Genomic DNA, 16,273 nt, shown 5'->3' with positions numbered 1-16,273 from the left:
AGCAGCTTCATTCATTTTTTTCTTTTCCAAAACCCACTCGTCATGCTCACTTTTACAAAACGCTTGTGCGCCTCGGTCGTCCGAGGTCGATTTATTCGTCCGCTCGCTATTGCCGGGGCCTTCGTGGCGCTGGCTGCCGGAACCGCCAATGCTCAATTAGCGGCCTTCCCGGGAGCCGAGGGCTTCGGCAAAAATGCCTCGGGTGGCCGGGGCGGGCAGGTGGTGGAAGTCACCAACCTGAACGACTCCGGGGCGGGCAGCTTCCGCGATGCCTTCAACCAGTACCCCGGCCAGCCCATCACCATCGTGTTTCGGGTGGGCGGCATCATCGACTTGCTGACGCCGCTCCGGCCCACTCGCTCCAACGTGACGGTGGCCGGCCAAACGGCGCCCGGCGATGGCATTTGCATGAAGCGCAGCACTTTCAAGATTTTTGGCAACAACGTCATCGTGCGCTACATGCGCTCCCGGCCAGGCGACATCTCGGGGTCGAACCTGCCGCCAGTGTACGGCATGGACATGGAAAACTGCCGCAACTTCATCGTCGACCATTGCTCGTTTAGCTGGTCCATTGAAGAAGCGGCCACGTTCTACGACAACAAGTACTCCACCGTGCAGTGGTGCATCATCAGCGAAAGCCTGAATTCTTCCTACAATTCCAAAGGCGACCACGGCTACGCCGGCGTGTGGGGCGGGCAGTACGCCTCCTATCACCACAACCTGGTGGCGCACCACCACAGCCGGGCCATTCGCTTCAACGGCGCCCGGGCCCACGACACCACGGCCGTGGTGGACTACCGCAACAACGTGATTTACAACTGGGGCAACACCAACGCCGCCTACGGCAACGAGATTGAAATCAACGGCGGCTCGGGCCAGCTCAACCTGGTGAATAACTACTACAAAGGCGGCCCCGCCACGCCAGCCTCGCGGGCCAGCGTCATCTTCGACATCACCGAAGCTTACGATGCGGCCAACCCCAACAAGCCGGTGGCCACGGTGTACGCCAACGGCAACTACGTGAACAACTACCCCGCCGTGACGCTCGATAACTGGAACAACGGCATCCGGCTGCACAACTACCCCGCCACGGCCATGAGCCAGTTCCGGCAGCTGGCCGTCACGCCCAATCTGGCGCCCATCGTGACCGAAACGGCCCAGAACGCTTACTTGTCGGTGCTGGCCGGCGCGGGGGCCATTGCGCCCGTGCGCGATGCCGTGGATGCCCGCATTGTGAGCGAAACCCGCAGCGGCACCGCCACCGGCAGCAGCCCCGCCGGCTCCACCACCTACGGCCTGAACCAGGGCATTATCGACACGCAAACCGACGTGGGCGGCTGGCCTGCCTACGCCAGCGGCACCGCCCCCACCGACACCGACCACGACGGCATGCCCGACGCCTGGGAGCTCAGCCAGGGCCTCAACCCAAACAACGCCGCCGACCGCAACACCGTGAGCACCAGCGGCTACACCATGCTGGAAAACTACCTGAACGGCCTGGCCACTACCACGGTGCTGGCAAGCCGGAACGGCACCGCACAGCTGCCCTTGCAAGCCTATCCCAACCCCAGCCAGAACGGCCTCACCGTGACGCACCCCGTAGCCAGCAGCTCGGCCAGCATCACGCTCTTTGCCGTCGATGGCCGGCAGGTAGTCACCGTGGCCGTGGCCCCCGGCAGCACCGCTACCCGCCTGGCCCTCTCAGCTCTAGCCGCCGGCCAATACGTGGTGCGCTTCACCAGCACCCACGAGACACTAACGACCAAATTCACTAAGGAATAGCTACCCAGACATCTGCACAAAGTTCATAGAACGTCATGCTGGGCTTGTCGAAGCATCTCTACCGCTTCGTCTGTCATCCTGAGCTGAGCGAAGGACCTTCTCACGCCGAAATGAATCGATAAAACGGGAGAAGATGCTTCCTTCGTCAGCAGGACAAATGGCGCGGTAGAGATGCTTCGGCTGCGCTCAGCATGACGTTCTTTCCTTGCAATAATTTTTCCCACTTGCGCAGCTATTGCGCTACCGCTTTTGCTTGAAAACGCGGTCCAGAAACGCGGCGGTGTAGTTCAGCGTGGGCTCAAACCACGGGTTGAACAAGGGGAACGCATGGGGCGAATCCGGAAAAGCGTGCATTTCGTGGTAGATGTGAAATTCGTCCAGCTTTTTGGTCATGTCGTCGCGCCCGGCGTGCATACGGTCCACGGAGCTATTGATGAACAGAATGGGTGGCGTTTGGGCCGAAACGTGGTTTAGCGCGCCGGCCTGCTGCCATAGTTCCGGGTTCTGCGTTTTAGAAACACCCAACCAGTACGTCGCGGCCGACGGCCCCTTGCTATCGTCGCCCTCCCCCGATTCGGGGTGAATAAAAGCCAGCGTACCATCCACATCAACCATGGCCTGCACACTGCTGGAATGGCTGGCGTAGCTGGTTTTGGCTTCAAAAGCCGGGTTGTTGTTGGTGGTGCCCAGCAAGGTGGCCAGCTGGCCACCCGCCGAGAAGCCCCACACCGCAATTTTAGTGGTATCGACGGGGAAAGCCTTGGCGTTGGCCCGCAGCCACCGGATGGCGGCCTTCAGGTCGTGTAGCGCCGCCGGGTACAGGGCTTCGGTTGAGAGTCGGTATTCGGCCGTCATGGTCACGTAGCCTTTGGCGGCGAGCTGCTGCGCCATGGGCACGTGCTGCGACCGGTTGCCGGAGCGCCACCCGCCGCCGTACACCAGCAGCACCGCCGGGTAGCCTTTGCGGCGCTTGGCCGCCGGATAGAAAATATCCAGCTGCAGGTCGCGCCCATTCAGCGAGCAGTAGGTCACATTGGTCTTTGCCTGAATAGTGGCCGGCACCGCGGGCCGGGCAATGCTGATGGCCGGATACTTCTTCCGGGCTTTAACAAAAGCACTGTACGTCGTGAACGAGGTGTCGCGGGGCACTGCTGGCTGCTGCGCTACTGCCGGGTGCGTGGCCACTAGCAGTAGCAGGAGCGTGACGATGCCTGCCAGCCAACGCGTCCAGGCCCGTAAAGAGGGTAAATTCATCATATAAAAATAGGCGGTGACAACCTTAATGCCTTAATGAAAGAGGGCGAAGGCAGTCTTCAAGCTGCAACGGAGTATGCCCAAACCTTGTGACAGCACTGCGTGGAGGGATTGTCTTTAGGGTAGGGAGGTACACAAGGCCCCTAAATAAGCCTTGGTATTGGTGATGCGCGCTACACAGCTCTCAACCCTACGTCTGAGCGCCCGTTGAAGGAAGGCACTTTCGCTCCTATTCATGAAGTATTTCCTTGTCGCCCTGCTGTTCGTCATGGGCGGCGCCCTTGGAGCCTGCAACAGCTCCCCCGCCACAAACAACCAGCTCATTACCGGCGACCACCCCATGCCAACCGATTCGGTTGTGGCCGTCGATGCCAAGGCATCCCCGGTCCACGGCCCGGTTCCTTTTGTGAATCCGACTAAAATCGGTCGCACGCTCGGCCCCCGTACACCTTCCCCACCGGCCAGCCGAACCCACTAAATAGCCCATCGAACATCCGGGCTGTTTAAAATTGGTTTAGGAATCGTTCAATCTTGTTCAATGCTTCTTCCTGGTTCGGAGCCCGCTCGATAATGTAGGCATCGTTGTGCTTAACCAGCGCAATCATGCCCTCGGCAGCCGGCGCAATCAGCGCAACACCCCGGTCCAATGCCGCCACAACCGGCGCCGGAAACCACGCATCCAAGGCAGCTCTGGCGGCGTGCCATTCTTCTTCTGCCCGGGCGCTTGCCTGCTGAAAAGCTTCGTGTTCTGCCAATCGTGCTTTAAAAACCTCAACCGAATCCAAGGTGACAAACCCTTCTTCCAATTCATAAACCGGCGCCTGAACATGGGCGCTTTTGAGCCTGAACTCTTCCGCAGAAGCAGACTCAAAGGCTTCAACGAGCAATTCGAACGCAGATTTTTGGGTGGTCATAAACGCAACGGGCAATAAGAATGAGCCCCGAAGATAGCACCGACGCTGCCGGCCTCGAATGGCGCTTTTCGTGCCATAGCTGCCCTGTGTCACTGAAACTGACTCTGGATTTCGAGGGACTGGCAAATTAATCCCCAGAATCATCAGTGGCTGTTTTGGTTTAAGCCGCGGCTTAAACCAAAACAGCCACTTAAGCATTGAGCTAAGTGGCTGTTCAATCAGTGTGGGAAGTAAAGGGCTCGAACCTTCGACCTCTGCTGTGTGAAAGCAGCGCTCTGAACCAACTGAGCTAACCTCCCAGGTGAGAAATACAAGCAGTGATGAGCTTGTAGGCACCAGCGTAGGCACCAGAAACAAAACAGCCACCTAGTTTTTGCGCTAAGTGGCTGTTGCTCAATGTGGGGGATGTAGGGTTCGAACCTACGACCCTCTGCTTGTAAGGCAGATGCTCTGAACCAGCTGAGCTAATCCCCCGTGGGCGTTTCCGTTTGGGATTGCAAAGATGGGAGGTGTTTTTGGAAGTGCCAAACAAATGGGTGGCAATACGGCTAGTTTTTTCGCTTACACACCGCCTGATAACAGCAACGAATTCATTTTCAGTGAAAGAAAATTTTCGGTTATCAGCAGAAAAAGGCTGGTTTCAGGCGGTCGAAACGGCAAGCAACGTAATCGGCTCAGTCCCGTTAAGTCATCAAATCTTCTTTCCAATCAACCTTTCTTTTCCATGGAAACCCAACTCCTCCAGAACTATTCCGAAGCAGAAAAAACAGCTTACCTGAGTGCCATTGCCAGTCTGGCCACGGCCGACCGCCAGGCCTCGGGCGCCGAGACGCAGTTTTTGCAGGCGTTGGCGCAGCAAGCGGGCCTGTCAGGCGGAGCCACGCAGCAGGTGCTGGCCGCAGCGCAGGATTCCAACAACCAAAGCATTCAGCAAAACCTGGATGCGCTTAAAAACAGCGACTTGCGCTTTTCCCTGGTCACCGACCTCATCAGCTTTGCCCGGGCCGATGGGGCCTATGCCAACGACGAGGAAGCCATGATTGGCAAGATGTCGCAGTACCTGGGCATCAACCCAGAGCAAAAACAGGCCCTCGAATCGGTGGTGGACCAGGCCGCCACCGTGCCCCACGACCCGCAGGACCCCGCCAAGGAAGGTTTCTTCAGCAGCATTGGCGACAAGCTTTCCAACGTGGGCATTCCCAAAAGTGCCCTCATGGCCGGTTTGCTGGGCGTGGTGGCCCCCATGGTGATTTCCAAAGTGATGGGCGGCGGCCAGAACAGCAGCTACGGCAACCAAGGCGGGGGCGGGGGCTTGCTGGGCGGCAGCATGGGCGGCCTGCTGGGCGGCGCCGCCCACAGCGGCATGGGCAGCCTGCTCGGTGGCCTGCTGGGTGGAGGCATGCTGGGTGGTTTGCTGGGCGGCGGCAACTCGGCGGCCGACCTGCCCCAGCAGGGCTCCGCTATTGGCAGCGGCGGCCTGGGCTCAATGATGTCCATTTTGGGCGGCTTGGGCGGCCGGCCCAACTCGCAGCCCGCCAGCGCAGGGGGGGCCGGCTTGGGTGGCCTGCTCAATGGCGGGCTGGGCGGTATGCTCGGCGGCCTGTTTGGCGGCCGGTGATTCCTGGACCGCAGATTTAACGGATTTGACGGATTAAAAAGGATTCGGATAAAAGTATCAAAGCACAAAGAGCCGCAGCTTCTTAAGCTGCGGCTCTTTGTGCTTAGTTGGATGTAATAATCTGGAAAGCAATCTATTGAAGTTGTTTAGGCGGCGTACAGATTGCCGGTCAAGGGCCTTTCGTGCACCTTGCCTGCGTGAACTGGTCCGACGCCCAGGGCGTCGGACCGAGCGGAACCGACTGCTACACAGCTTCATTCAAAAGCCAGATTGAATCCTTTTTAATCCGTCAAATCCGTCAAATCTGCGGTCCGGAAATACTTTCACGCCTTAGCGGGTGTTGCAACTGCCGGCGGTGCTCCGGCCAGTGCTCCACCCTCCTTCTCAATTACTTCCACAATACGGTAGTTGAGGTCTTCTTTCACGTCGAGGTATTCGTCGTAGCTGGTGGTCTCCACGAAGTACTGCACGGTCACTTCCTTGCCGGCGGGCGTGAGGGCGTTGAATTTCATCTGCACGTCCTGGGTCACCAGCGGGTGGGCCTGCATGGCGGCCACCGCCCCGGCAATGATGGCGTGCAATTGGGCGCTGGTGGTTTTTTGGTCGAAGGTGAGCGTAAAGCCCACGCGGCGCGAGGTGCGCAGCGAGAGGTTATCCAACGGCTTGTCAATCATGCTTTTGTTGGGCACGGTCACGTAGCTTTTTTCGGCGGTGCGCAAGCGGGTGCTGCGGAAACCGATTTTTTCCACGGTGCCGCTCACGTCGCCGGCCGTCACGAGGTCGCCCACACCGAAGGGCTGGTCGAGGAAGATGGTGAAGGAGGCAATGAGGTTTTCGAGGCTTTCCTTGGCCGCGAAGGCCACGGCCAGGCCGCCAATGCCCAGGCCGCCAATCAGGGCCGTCACGTTCACCCCAAACACTTCGCCCAGCACCACCATGGCCCCGATGATGATGACGAGCACCTTGAGCAAATCCTTGGCAAAGGGCAGAAACTGGTTGTCGAGCCGCGTAGTGCCCGGCGTCAGGCGCAGCTCGTTGCGGCGGCGCACCACTAGCAGCGCAAAATCGACCAGCCGCAGCACTACCCAGGTGATGGTGGCGATAAAGCCCAGCAGAAACACGCGCAGCAGCGCCACCTTGGGCCAGGGCTCCACGCCCGGCACGGCGTTGGGCGGCAGCGGGTAGCGCAACACACCAAACGCCACGTATATGGTGCCCAGGAACAAGAGAATGGACAGCGGCTGAATCAGCAACTCGTGCAGTTCCGGCTCGCTCACGCCGGCCGTGTAGCGCTTGGTAAGCCGGAACAGGACCTTGCTCAACAGCCGCGACATCAGCCGGCGCAATGCAGCGCCTAGCAACAGGATAAGCGCCGCCAGTAGGTATTGGCTCAGCGCATTGCCCAGAATTTCGTAGTGCAGAAAGGGAGGAAGCGTCATGTCAGAAAATGCGTCAGAGACTAGCCGGTGCGTCCGCTTATCAGTGCGAGTATTCCGCACATCAAGCGGCCATGCAGGAACTCAGCCAACGGAAAAAGCGCTACGCCCAGGCAATCGGGAAGCAGCGAGCCTGCGCGGGGCCATCACTTGGCCCGAATGGCAATAACCGGGTCCAGATTAGCGGCCAGCACGGCGGGCACAATGCCCGCAATTACTCCAATACCTACGGAAATCAACAGGCCAAGTACAACCCGCGCCGCCGACATGGTGAGCGGCAGCGAATCCTGCGGCAGCAGCGTCACCAGCCACACCAGCAGAATGCCCGCCCCGCCGCCAATGAGGCAGAGGCAGACGGCTTCGAACAAAAACTGAAACAGAATGAAGAAGTTCTTCGCGCCCAGCGACTTCTGAATGCCGATAATGTTGGTGCGCTCCCGCACCGACACGAACATGATGTTGGCAATGCCGAAGCCGCCCACCAGGATGGCAAACGAGCCAATGACGCCCCCCACAATGCCAATGATGCTGAAGAGCTTGCCCACCATGGAGGCAATCATTTCGGGGCGGTTCAGGGCAAAATTGTCATCCTGCCGGGGCTTGAGGCCGCGGATGTTGCGCATCACGCCGCGCATTTCGTACTCCAGGTCCAGCAGGCCGGGGTCTTCGTCGCGGCCTTTCACGGCCAGCGACACGCGGGGCCCGCTTCCGAAACCGGTACCGCTCAGCGCAAACAGCTTGGCAAACATGTTGAACGGAATGATGCAGTTGGCGTCGTTGCTGGAAATGGTGATGAGCTTTTTGCCTTCTTTTTCCATCACGCCAATCACCGTCAGGGTCATGCCCTTGGCCTTAAATTGCCGGCCCACGGCATCGCCATTGGGAAACAGGTTTTCGGCAATGGTGGCCCCGATGATGGCCACCGGCCGGGCCGCGTCCATCTCCTGCACGGTGAAGTAGCGCCCCTCCTTCAGCGGCACGTTGCTCACGATGCGGAAATCGTAGGTCACGCCCTGCAATACGCAGTCGGCCACGGAGTTGGAGCCGGCTTTTAGGGTATTGCCGCCGTTGGCGGCGAACATGGCGATGCCTTTGTTATTGGGCCCCAGCTGCCGGCGCAATTGCTGGAACTCGCGCGGGGTGGGATTGGGCCGGCTGAAATACGTCCACCACGGCGAGTCGGGGCTGAAAATAAAGGGCCACTTCTGCACGTAGATGATTTTGTCGCCCACGAAATCGAGGCTGCTGCGAATGTTGGATTCCAGCGAATCGACAATGGTGAAAACGGCGATGATGGAAAAAATACCCACCGTGACCCCCAGCAGCGACAAAACGGTGCGCAACAAGTTGGATTTGAGGGCGTCCCAGGCAAACCGAAAGCTTTCAAACGTGAGGCGGAGCGTGAGCATAATGAAGCGCGTGCAGAAAGAAGGAATAATACCTGAGCGCAAAAGACGGGATTCGGCCGGGAAGTTGCGACGCCGGGCGCGCAAAGCTGTTTTCTACAGCGCCAGAATGCCGAAAAGCTGAATACCAAATAAAAAGCCGTACTTTTGCCTCCCCAAATTTCCGTATCTTCCCCCAATTATAGCCCTATGGCGATGAAATTGCATGAGTTCAAATTTGAACTCCCCGAGGAGCTAGTAGCCCTGCATCCCGCCCGCAACCGCGACGAAAGCCGCCTGATGGTGTTGCACCGCTCCACCGGCCAGATTGAGCACCGCAGCTTCAAAGATATTCTCGATTATTTTGATGAAGGAGACGCGTTGGTTTTCAACGACACCAAAGTTTTCCCGGCCCGCCTCTACGGCAACAAAGAAAAAACCGGTGCCAAGATTGAAGTTTTCCTGCTGCGCGAATTGAATAAGGAGTTGCGCCTGTGGGACGTGCTGGTAGACCCCGCCCGCAAAATCCGCGTGGGCAACAAGTTGTATTTCGGCGAGTCGGACATGGTGGCCGAAGTGATTGACAACACCACGTCGCGCGGCCGGACCATCAAGTTTTTGTTTGATGGCACCGACGAGGAGTTTCGCAAGGCGCTCTACGAGCTGGGCGAAACCCCGATTCCGAAAGAAGTTATCAACCGCGAAACCGAGCCCGCCGACAAAGAGCGGTACCAGACGATTTACGCCGAGCACATTGGCGCGGTGGCGGCGCCGTCGGCCGGCCTGCACTTCACCCGCGAGGTGATGAAGCGCATGGAAATCAAGGGCGTAGAGCCGGCATTCGTGACGCTGCACGTGGGCCTGGGCACTTTCCGCACGGTGGATGTGGAGGATTTGACCAAGCACAAGATGGACTCGGAAAACTTCATCGTGACGGCCCCGGCCTGCGAAGTGGTGAACAAGGCCCTCGATGCCAAGAAGAAGGTGTGCGCCGTGGGCACCACCACCATCCGCGCCATGGAGGCGTCGGTGTCGGCCAATGCCCGCATGAAGCCCACCCAGGGCTGGATTGACCGGTTCATTTTCCCGCCCCACGAATTTAAAATCGCCAACTCGCTGCTCACCAACTTCCACATGCCGGAGAGCACGCTCATCATGCTGGCGTCGGCCTTCGCCGGCTACCCCCTGCTGATGGAAGCCTACAAGGAAGCTATCAAGGAGAAGTATAAGTTCTTCAGCTACGGCGACGCCATGCTGATTCTGTAAGAATTCAGGCCGCCAAGCTTTGAGAATGCCGGAACTCCCGATAAGGGATTCCGGCATTCTTTTTTAGCAGAACTTCGCGCCGATGAAAATTCCTACCCTTCCGCGCCAGGCCCCCGAACTTCCCCGCTCCCAAGCCCCAAGACTAGCCATTCTCGTCGCCGGCGGCAGCGGCACCCGCATGGGCACCGACCAGCCCAAGCAGTTCCTGCTGCTGCACCAAGAGCCGGTGCTGCTACACACGCTGCGCCGCTTTGCCGAGCCGGCCCTGGGTGTGGCCAACATTGTGCTGGTACTGCCGGCGCACCAGCTGGATACCTGGCGCGCGCTGTGCAAGCAGTACGGCGTAGACATTCCGCATCAGCTGGTGACGGGTGGTGCCACGCGCTGGGCTTCGGTGAAAGCGGGCCTGGCGGCGCTGAGTGACTACCCGGAAGGACTTGTGGCCGTGCACGACGGCGTGCGGCCGCTGGTGTCGCGCCAAGTGGTGGAACGTACTTATGCCGCCGCCGCTACGCACGCGGCAGCCGCCGCCGCTGTGATGCCCAAGGACTCGGTGCGGCTGGTGTCGCAGCACGGCTCGGCGGCCCAGAACCGCAACCGCCTGCGCCTGATGCAAACGCCCCAGACGTTTGAGATTGACTTGCTGCGCCGGGCCTACGCCATGCCGGAGCTGGCCACCTTCACCGACGACGCCACGGTAGTAGACGACCTTTGCCGCGTGCAGCTGGTGGAAGGGGATTACCGCAACCTGAAAATCACGACGCCGGAAGATTTGGTGGTGGCCGAGGCGCTAATGGCGACCGCGCTGTAGCGCGAACTTTGTAGTTCGCGTGCCCGAACGATTCTAATAGCGCGGGGACGCGAACTACAAAGTTCGCGCTACTTTCGCCCACCCAACCCACCAATCCACCCATGGAATACACCAGCCTGCTCTACAACGTGCGCCCCGACGGCGTGGCTACCATCACCCTGAACCGCCCGGAGGTATTCAACGCCTTCAACGACCCCATGAGCTACGAGCTGCAGGACGCCCTGAAGCAAGTGGGGCGCGATGCCAGCGTGCGGGCCGTGGTGCTCACGGGTGCCGGCCGGGCGTTCTGCTCGGGCCAGGACCTGAAGGCGGCGCAGGAAGCCGCGGCGGCCGAGGGCAAGCCCCGCTCCTTCTACGACTCGCTGCACCAGCGCTACAACCCCATCATCCGGGCCATGCGCGGGCTGCCGAAGCCGATTATTGGTCGCCTCAACGGGGTGGCGGCCGGCGCGGGCTGCTCGCTGGCGTTGGCCTGCGATGCCATCGTGGCCAGCACCGATGCCTCGCTGATTGAGGTGTTCATCAACATTGGGCTGGTGCCCGACTCCGGCTCGTCGTGGTTTTTGCCGCGGCTGGTGGGCACGCTCAAGGCCTTTGAGTTGTGCAGCCTGGGCTCGAAAGTGCCGGCCGAAGAGGCCTTGCGGCTGGGGCTGGTGAACCAGGTGGTGCCCCCTGAGCAACTCGACGAAGCCACTTATGTCCTGGCTGCCCGGTATGCCTCCGCGCCCACCAAATCCATTGGGCTGATAAAGCAGATGCTAAACAAGGCCGGCGCCGCTACCCTGGACGAGATGCTGGACTACGAAGCTCATTGCCAGCAGATTGCCGGCGAATCGGCCGACTACTCCGAGGGTGTGAAGGCCTTTAGCGAGAAGCGCAAGCCGGTTTTTACGGGCAACTAGCCGGCGAATCGGCCCCAAAACGTTGCACCGAATAACCAAAAAGAGCCGTCCCTTGCAGGACGGCTCTCGCTTTTTTGCAGAAATTCTGCGCGGTGGAACTTACCGGAGGGTGATGGTTTTGGTGCGGCCGTTGATGGTGACGCTGGCAATTTTATCGCAGTCCTGGGTGCCGCTGGGGTCGTAGTCGAGCAGCAGGGTTTTCGACTTGGAATTGGTGATGCTCACCACGCCGTGCACGAAGTACTTCAGGCAGTCGGCGCGCTTGATGAGGGGCGACTGAATGGTGGTGGTGTAGGCCACATTCTTGCGGTTGACACCGGTAGAGGAGCCGGTTACGCTGAACACGTCATCGGATACCTGAGGCGTGTTGAAGCCTTGCGTTTGGGTGAAGGTCCAGTTGGCCGTCCAGGAATGCGTGCCGCCGTTGTTGGCCCGAATGATGCTGGCGTTGGTCACGTCCACCGTGAAGGAGCCCAGGCCGATGTCGGTGAAGGTGCGGGTGGCAGTGTGCTGGTTGTCGTTCACAAAATAGCCATCGCGGGTAACCACGGCGCCGGCGCGGCGGCGGTTGGTATCGGTGGTGAAGTGCACGATGATTTTACCGCGGCGGTACCGGCCATCGGCGCACAGGCAGTTGGTGGTGCCAAAGTCGATGGTGAGGGTGTGGGTACCGGCGTCGTAGGTGCGGGTGGCACAGGAACCAAACTTGGCGCGAAACTCCGTTTCCGTGTTGCTGAAGCCCTGGGTGCCCAGGTCGGCCGGGGCCGTCTGCATGGCGTCGGAGCTGATGGCGGTTTCGACGTTGTCCTCGCTACGGTCTTCGGCCGTGGTGATGTCTTCGTCGGGCGTGGCGTCGTCTTTGCGGTTGCAGCCGGCGGTGAGCAGCAGGCCACTGGCCAGGCAGGCAAGGGTGAGGGAGCGGAGAGACAGGGTACGCATGATGGGGAAATATTAAAAGAGTCGAGATGAAGACGATGAACTGCGTTTGTGGCCGGTTGGAAGCGCTTCGCCTAAGGGGGTTTAAAGCTATGAAAAAAAAGTTCTAAACCAGGGCAATGAACCCCGTTGCGGGCCAATCGTATAGCCTGCCAATCAACCGCTTGAGTTGTTCAGCAAAATTCACCCTATATGCCTGCTTCACGATATTTTTCCTGGGCCCCGCGGCCCCAGCGCTGGCTGCTGGTGGCGGGACTGCCGCTGGTAGCGGCCTGCTCGTCAGGTGGCAGCAATGATGCCGTAGACGCCGCCATGGCGCAGAATGAGAAGAAAATTGATACGGCCGACATCACCAAGAAGCAGGAAGCCGATGCCGAGTTCCTCGTGAAGAGCACCAGCAATGCGCTGCTCGAAGTGGAGCTGGGCAAGCTGGCGCAGGCCCGCGCCACCGCGCCTGCCGTGCGCAGCTACGGCGCCCAATTGCTGCAAAAGCGCCTGGAACTGTTGGGGGCACTGCGGGTGCTGGCCGGTGCCAAAGGCCTGGCCGTGCCGCCCGCGCTGGGCCAGGACGAGCAGGAAGCCTACCACGAAGCCGCCACCCAAGCCGGCACCCAACTCGACAAGCACGTGATGGCCCTACTCGTGAAAGCCCAGAAGCAGGATGAGGATAATTTCGAGGACATGAGCGACGATGGGTACGACGGCGACATTCGCGGCTTTGCGGCTAAATTCCACGGCCCCGTGCAGGAACAGCTCGATGGCGCCAAAGCCGCTGCTGACGTGGCCGACGCCCTGCCGTAGCGAGGAGCTCGTGGCGGCTTCACCCGGTTTTCACCCAAGTCAGTTCACTTTGTGCATCCACCAATTCTTTCCATTCCTCATGAAACGTCCACTCATCACCCTGTTCAGTGCTGCCACCCTACTGATTGCCGCTGCCGGCTGCAACTCCCATGACTCCGTTAAACAAGCCCAGGAGGCGAACGAAGCCAAAGCCGACAGCACCACGGCCAACACGGACATGGGCAAAATCGAAGAAAAAGGCAAGGACTATGATTCGGAATTTATGACCAAGGCGGCCAGCGGCGGGATGCTTGAGGTGGAAATGGGCAAACAAGTCCTCGCCCGGGCCGTGACGCCCGAAGCCAAAAAGTACGCTGAGCAAATGGTGTCGGACCACACCAAAGGCAATGCCGAACTGATGGCCCTGGCCGCTAAAAAGAACATTACCCTGCCCTCTACCCTCGGCGACGAGCACGCCAAGGTGCTGAAAGATGTAGTGGAAGAAAAAGGTGTAAAGATGGACCAGGAGTACATGAAGGAAATGCTCAAGGACCACGAAGAAGATGTGAAGGAATACACCGACGCTTCCATCAAAGCTGCCGACCCCGACATCAAAGCCTTCGCCGCCAAAACCGTCCCGATGCTGAAAATGCACCTCGACATGGTGACCAAGATGCGCCCGGCCGTGGACGCGGCTAAGTAAAACCGGTGGATGCCAGCCAGCTTACAGGGCCTGTTCCTTAACCGGAACAGGCCCTTTCTCATGCCTTGGGGTATTGACCAGCTTACTGGCTATCAATGGCTGAGCTTGCAAATATTAGTCCTGCCATAATGAAACATCTTGTCTGAACCCTTCCGTACTGCTTGGAGGCGACCCGCCTAATGCCCTCATTTTTCATCACTTCCTTTCCAAATATTATGATGCGCTCCCTTCTTCCAGTGCTGGCTACGGGCCTGCTTACGCTTGCCTCCTGTGGCGACGCCAACAAAACCACGGCCGAAAGCAGCACCGACAGCAACATGGCCAATACGCCGGCCGCCGGGGCCGATACTACCGCAAACCAGCCGGCCCCGGCCGGTGACAGCAGCGCCACCAGCAGCGGCACGGCCATGGGCGACGCCAACGGCCCCACCGGCCCTCACAAAGACGACAATGAATTCATGATAACGGCCGCGCACAGCGACCAGAACGAGATTCAGCAAAGCAAAATGGCGCTGGCCAAGGGCGTGACCGGCATGGCCAAGGAAATGGCCGACAAGATGATTGCCGACCACACCAAGTCGACGGCCGACCTGAAAAAGATAGCCGCCAAAAAAGGCATCACCCTGCCCACCGACATGGATGCTGAGCACAAAGCCATGGCCCCGGCTATGGAGAAGCTTTCGGGCAAAGAGTTCGAAGCCAAGTACCTGTCGCAGATGCAGGCCGACCACCAGAAAACCGCTAACACCATGATGGCCCACGAGAAAATGACCCAGGACGCCGACCTGAAAGCCTTCATCGGCAAAACGTTGCCGGTGGTGCAGCAGCACCTGGGCATGGCTCAGAAAGGCAACGACATGAAAATGTAGGATTTGATTAGCAACGCTTAAGTGACACAAAAAAGCCGCTGCAGAATTTGCAGCGGCTTTTTTGTGTTCGAATCTGGCACAAGCCAAAGCCTGTATCGCAAAAGCTTACGCCGCGGCGTACTTGCTCGTGCGCAACTCCTCGGCCAGGAAGCGGGCCGTGTGGCCTTTGCCGGACTTGGCCACCTGCTCGGGCGTGCCCTGGGCCACGATGGTGCCGCCATCTGCGCCGTCTTCGGAGCCAATGCAGGAGTGGACCATTACCGCCCACCCTTTAGCTTAGCTACTGCTTCTTCAAAATTTTCTGCGCGCAGGTACAGAATTTTGATTTTGCCTTCGCGGCGTTTGTCAAGCAAGCCCAGGTTTTCGAGGTGCATCAGGTCGGTACGGGCGGTGTCATACACCACACCAAAGCGGTGCTGTACCTCCCGAATTGTCCAGATGGCATCCGGGTCGGTCATTAACTCTTGCAAAATGGCCACTTGGCGCTGATTGAGTTGGTCAAACTGCCGGAAGCTGCGCAACTGTTTCTTCTCCGCCACCTTCCGCTCGATGTATTGTTGCAGGCTGGTAAAAGCCAAATCGAGCGTTTTTACTTGATAATTGATAAAGTATGTAAGGTCGTTGCCGTCGTGCTCGGTGTACAGATAGGCGCGTGCATACTGAGCCGCTGATTTATGAATGATGCGCGAAATCGACATATACTCCAGTTGCCAATACCCTTTGCGCAGTAAATACCAATAGAACACCGCTCGGGCGGTGCGGCCATTGCCGTCGGCAAAGGGATGGATAAAGCCGATGAGGAAGTGCAGAATGGAAGCCCGCACAATGGGGTGAATGAAGGAGCCCGGTGTACCGTTTTGGTCCGGGATTTCATCGTTGGCCAGCGCGCAGTACCAGTTCAGCAATTCGGGCAGGTGCTGTTGCTGAGGGGGAATATGAACCACTTCGCCGGTCGTAAAATCCTCTACCCGAACCTCGTCGTTCAATCGGAACCGGCCCTCGTGAGCGGTATTTTCCAGTGTACCTTGGGTCATGCGGGCCTGAATCTGGCAGAGCAATTCCGGCGTGAGGGTTTGTTGCTTTTGCTCCAGAATGTATTGAATAGTCTGGTAGTTGTTGAAAATCATTCGCTCTGAGGCATTTCGTGGCTTGCGTTTTTTACGCAGCATATCCTTGGCTACCTCGCGCGTAGTGGCTGCCCCTTCGAGTTGGCTGGAAGCAATGGCTTCCTCCATAATGGAACCAACCAGGTAACGTGTCCGGTCATCAGCCGGTATCAGACTATCTGTCTGCATGATACCGCCCATGTATAAGTCGAAACGGTGCAGTTTCTCTAATGTAGGCTCTGTGACCTGATACCGGAACCGGCACCCTGGCACTCCCGGCACAGCAAGCTCCCGCAGATTGCCCTGACGGCTGCTCTTGGCTATCAACCATACTGGAATAGGGATAAAACCCGCAGGTAATTTTTGCCGCTTTAACTCAGACCAGTACAAGTACTCGTAGTTTGCCTTTCGAACTACTTCATTGACTTCCGGGCTGGAGAGGTGGCGAATCATCTCTTCAGGACCGAAATCCGAGAAAGATGCAGTTGGAGGATTTTCTATATTCATAGCC

Annotated in this window: 16 protein-coding genes and 2 tRNA genes; 9 read left to right on the top strand and 9 right to left on the bottom strand. The window is 58.8% G+C overall.

Going from position 1 to position 16,273, the window contains the following annotated elements; translation table 11 throughout:
• The first annotated feature begins 42 nt into the window (after positions 1–42).
• Positions 43–1,782 carry a T9SS type A sorting domain-containing protein gene (locus JKL48_RS12225; protein ID WP_201982755.1) on the top strand — a complete coding sequence of 580 codons (1,740 nt, stop codon included), beginning with the start codon at positions 43–45 and terminating at the stop codon, positions 1,780–1,782.
• A gap of 240 nt (positions 1,783–2,022) precedes the next feature.
• Here JKL48_RS12225 and JKL48_RS12220 read toward each other — a convergent pair whose 3' ends face one another.
• Entirely contained in the window at positions 2,023–3,039 is a 1,017-nt protein-coding gene (locus JKL48_RS12220) for an alpha/beta hydrolase (protein ID WP_236668753.1), read from the bottom strand.
• 232 nt (positions 3,040–3,271) lie between these two features.
• Here JKL48_RS12220 and JKL48_RS12215 point away from each other — a divergent pair, with 232 nt between their 5' ends.
• Positions 3,272–3,514, top strand: coding sequence for a hypothetical protein (locus JKL48_RS12215; RefSeq protein WP_201982752.1), 243 nt, complete (start codon positions 3,272–3,274; stop codon positions 3,512–3,514).
• 25 nt (positions 3,515–3,539) lie between these two features.
• Here JKL48_RS12215 and JKL48_RS12210 read toward each other — a convergent pair whose 3' ends face one another.
• The 3 genes from JKL48_RS12210 to JKL48_RS12200 form a co-directional block, all read right to left on the bottom strand.
• Positions 3,540–3,950 (bottom strand): hypothetical protein, encoded by a 411-nt coding sequence (locus tag JKL48_RS12210; RefSeq protein ID WP_201982751.1) that lies wholly within the window; start codon positions 3,948–3,950, stop codon positions 3,540–3,542.
• 224 nt (positions 3,951–4,174) lie between these two features.
• Positions 4,175–4,249 (bottom strand) — tRNA-Val (locus JKL48_RS12205).
• A gap of 100 nt (positions 4,250–4,349) precedes the next feature.
• Positions 4,350–4,424: transfer RNA gene (locus tag JKL48_RS12200), tRNA-Val, on the bottom strand.
• 250 nt (positions 4,425–4,674) lie between these two features.
• Between JKL48_RS12200 and JKL48_RS23415 the strand changes: the two genes are divergently transcribed.
• Positions 4,675–5,568 (top strand): TerB family tellurite resistance protein, encoded by an 894-nt coding sequence (locus JKL48_RS23415; protein ID WP_201982747.1) that lies wholly within the window; start codon positions 4,675–4,677, stop codon positions 5,566–5,568.
• A gap of 323 nt (positions 5,569–5,891) precedes the next feature.
• Here the strand turns inward: JKL48_RS23415 and JKL48_RS12190 are convergent, their stop codons facing one another.
• Together JKL48_RS12190 and JKL48_RS12185 are read right to left on the bottom strand one after the other, a co-directional pair.
• Positions 5,892–7,007, bottom strand: coding sequence for a mechanosensitive ion channel family protein (locus tag JKL48_RS12190; RefSeq protein WP_201982744.1), 1,116 nt, complete (start codon positions 7,005–7,007; stop codon positions 5,892–5,894).
• Between the two features lie 143 nt (positions 7,008–7,150).
• Positions 7,151–8,413 carry an ABC transporter permease gene (locus JKL48_RS12185; protein ID WP_201982741.1) on the bottom strand — a complete coding sequence of 421 codons (1,263 nt, stop codon included), beginning with the start codon at positions 8,411–8,413 and terminating at the stop codon, positions 7,151–7,153.
• Between the two features lie 192 nt (positions 8,414–8,605).
• Here JKL48_RS12185 and queA point away from each other — a divergent pair, with 192 nt between their 5' ends.
• The 3 genes from queA (at position 8,606) to JKL48_RS12170 (ending at position 11,368) form a co-directional block, all read left to right on the top strand.
• The gene (gene queA, locus JKL48_RS12180; RefSeq protein ID WP_201982737.1) at positions 8,606–9,655 is read left to right on the top strand and encodes a tRNA preQ1(34) S-adenosylmethionine ribosyltransferase-isomerase QueA; all 1,050 of its coding nucleotides are present in this window, start codon (positions 8,606–8,608) and stop codon (positions 9,653–9,655) included.
• Between the two features lie 82 nt (positions 9,656–9,737).
• Positions 9,738–10,466, top strand: coding sequence for a 2-C-methyl-D-erythritol 4-phosphate cytidylyltransferase (locus JKL48_RS12175; RefSeq protein ID WP_201982734.1), 729 nt, complete (start codon positions 9,738–9,740; stop codon positions 10,464–10,466).
• 101 nt (positions 10,467–10,567) lie between these two features.
• Positions 10,568–11,368 (top strand): enoyl-CoA hydratase-related protein, encoded by an 801-nt coding sequence (locus JKL48_RS12170; RefSeq protein ID WP_201982732.1) that lies wholly within the window; start codon positions 10,568–10,570, stop codon positions 11,366–11,368.
• A 99-nt stretch (positions 11,369–11,467) separates the two neighbouring features.
• Here the strand turns inward: JKL48_RS12170 and JKL48_RS12165 are convergent, their stop codons facing one another.
• On the bottom strand, positions 11,468–12,307 hold the full coding sequence (locus tag JKL48_RS12165) for a hypothetical protein (protein ID WP_201982730.1): 840 nt from the start codon (positions 12,305–12,307) through the stop codon (positions 11,468–11,470).
• A gap of 189 nt (positions 12,308–12,496) precedes the next feature.
• On the opposite strand from JKL48_RS12165, the gene JKL48_RS12160 reads away from it, so the two are divergent.
• The 3 genes from JKL48_RS12160 (at position 12,497) to JKL48_RS12150 (ending at position 14,656) form a co-directional block, all read left to right on the top strand.
• On the top strand, positions 12,497–13,105 hold the full coding sequence (locus JKL48_RS12160; protein ID WP_201982728.1) for a DUF4142 domain-containing protein: 609 nt from the start codon (positions 12,497–12,499) through the stop codon (positions 13,103–13,105).
• A gap of 79 nt (positions 13,106–13,184) precedes the next feature.
• A complete protein-coding gene (locus tag JKL48_RS12155; RefSeq protein ID WP_201982726.1) occupies positions 13,185–13,787 on the top strand; it encodes a DUF4142 domain-containing protein in 603 nt (200 codons plus the stop codon).
• A 215-nt stretch (positions 13,788–14,002) separates the two neighbouring features.
• Positions 14,003–14,656 carry a DUF4142 domain-containing protein gene (locus JKL48_RS12150; protein WP_201982723.1) on the top strand — a complete coding sequence of 218 codons (654 nt, stop codon included), beginning with the start codon at positions 14,003–14,005 and terminating at the stop codon, positions 14,654–14,656.
• A gap of 105 nt (positions 14,657–14,761) precedes the next feature.
• Here the strand turns inward: JKL48_RS12150 and JKL48_RS12145 are convergent, their stop codons facing one another.
• Positions 14,762–14,914, bottom strand: a complete 153-nt coding sequence (locus JKL48_RS12145; protein WP_201982719.1) for a hypothetical protein — start codon at positions 14,912–14,914, stop codon at positions 14,762–14,764.
• Positions 14,914–16,269, bottom strand: coding sequence for a Fic family protein (locus JKL48_RS12140; RefSeq protein ID WP_201982717.1), 1,356 nt, complete (start codon positions 16,267–16,269; stop codon positions 14,914–14,916). The genes JKL48_RS12145 and JKL48_RS12140 overlap by 1 nt, the downstream gene beginning before the upstream one ends.
• Positions 16,270–16,273 lie beyond the last annotated feature (4 nt).

It is taken from the genome of Hymenobacter rubidus (genome assembly GCF_016734815.1).
GTDB classification, from domain to species: domain Bacteria; phylum Bacteroidota; class Bacteroidia; order Cytophagales; family Hymenobacteraceae; genus Hymenobacter; species Hymenobacter rubidus.
The sequence above is the reverse complement of the archived record's forward strand: the minus strand, read 5'-3'. Positions and strand labels throughout refer to the sequence as shown.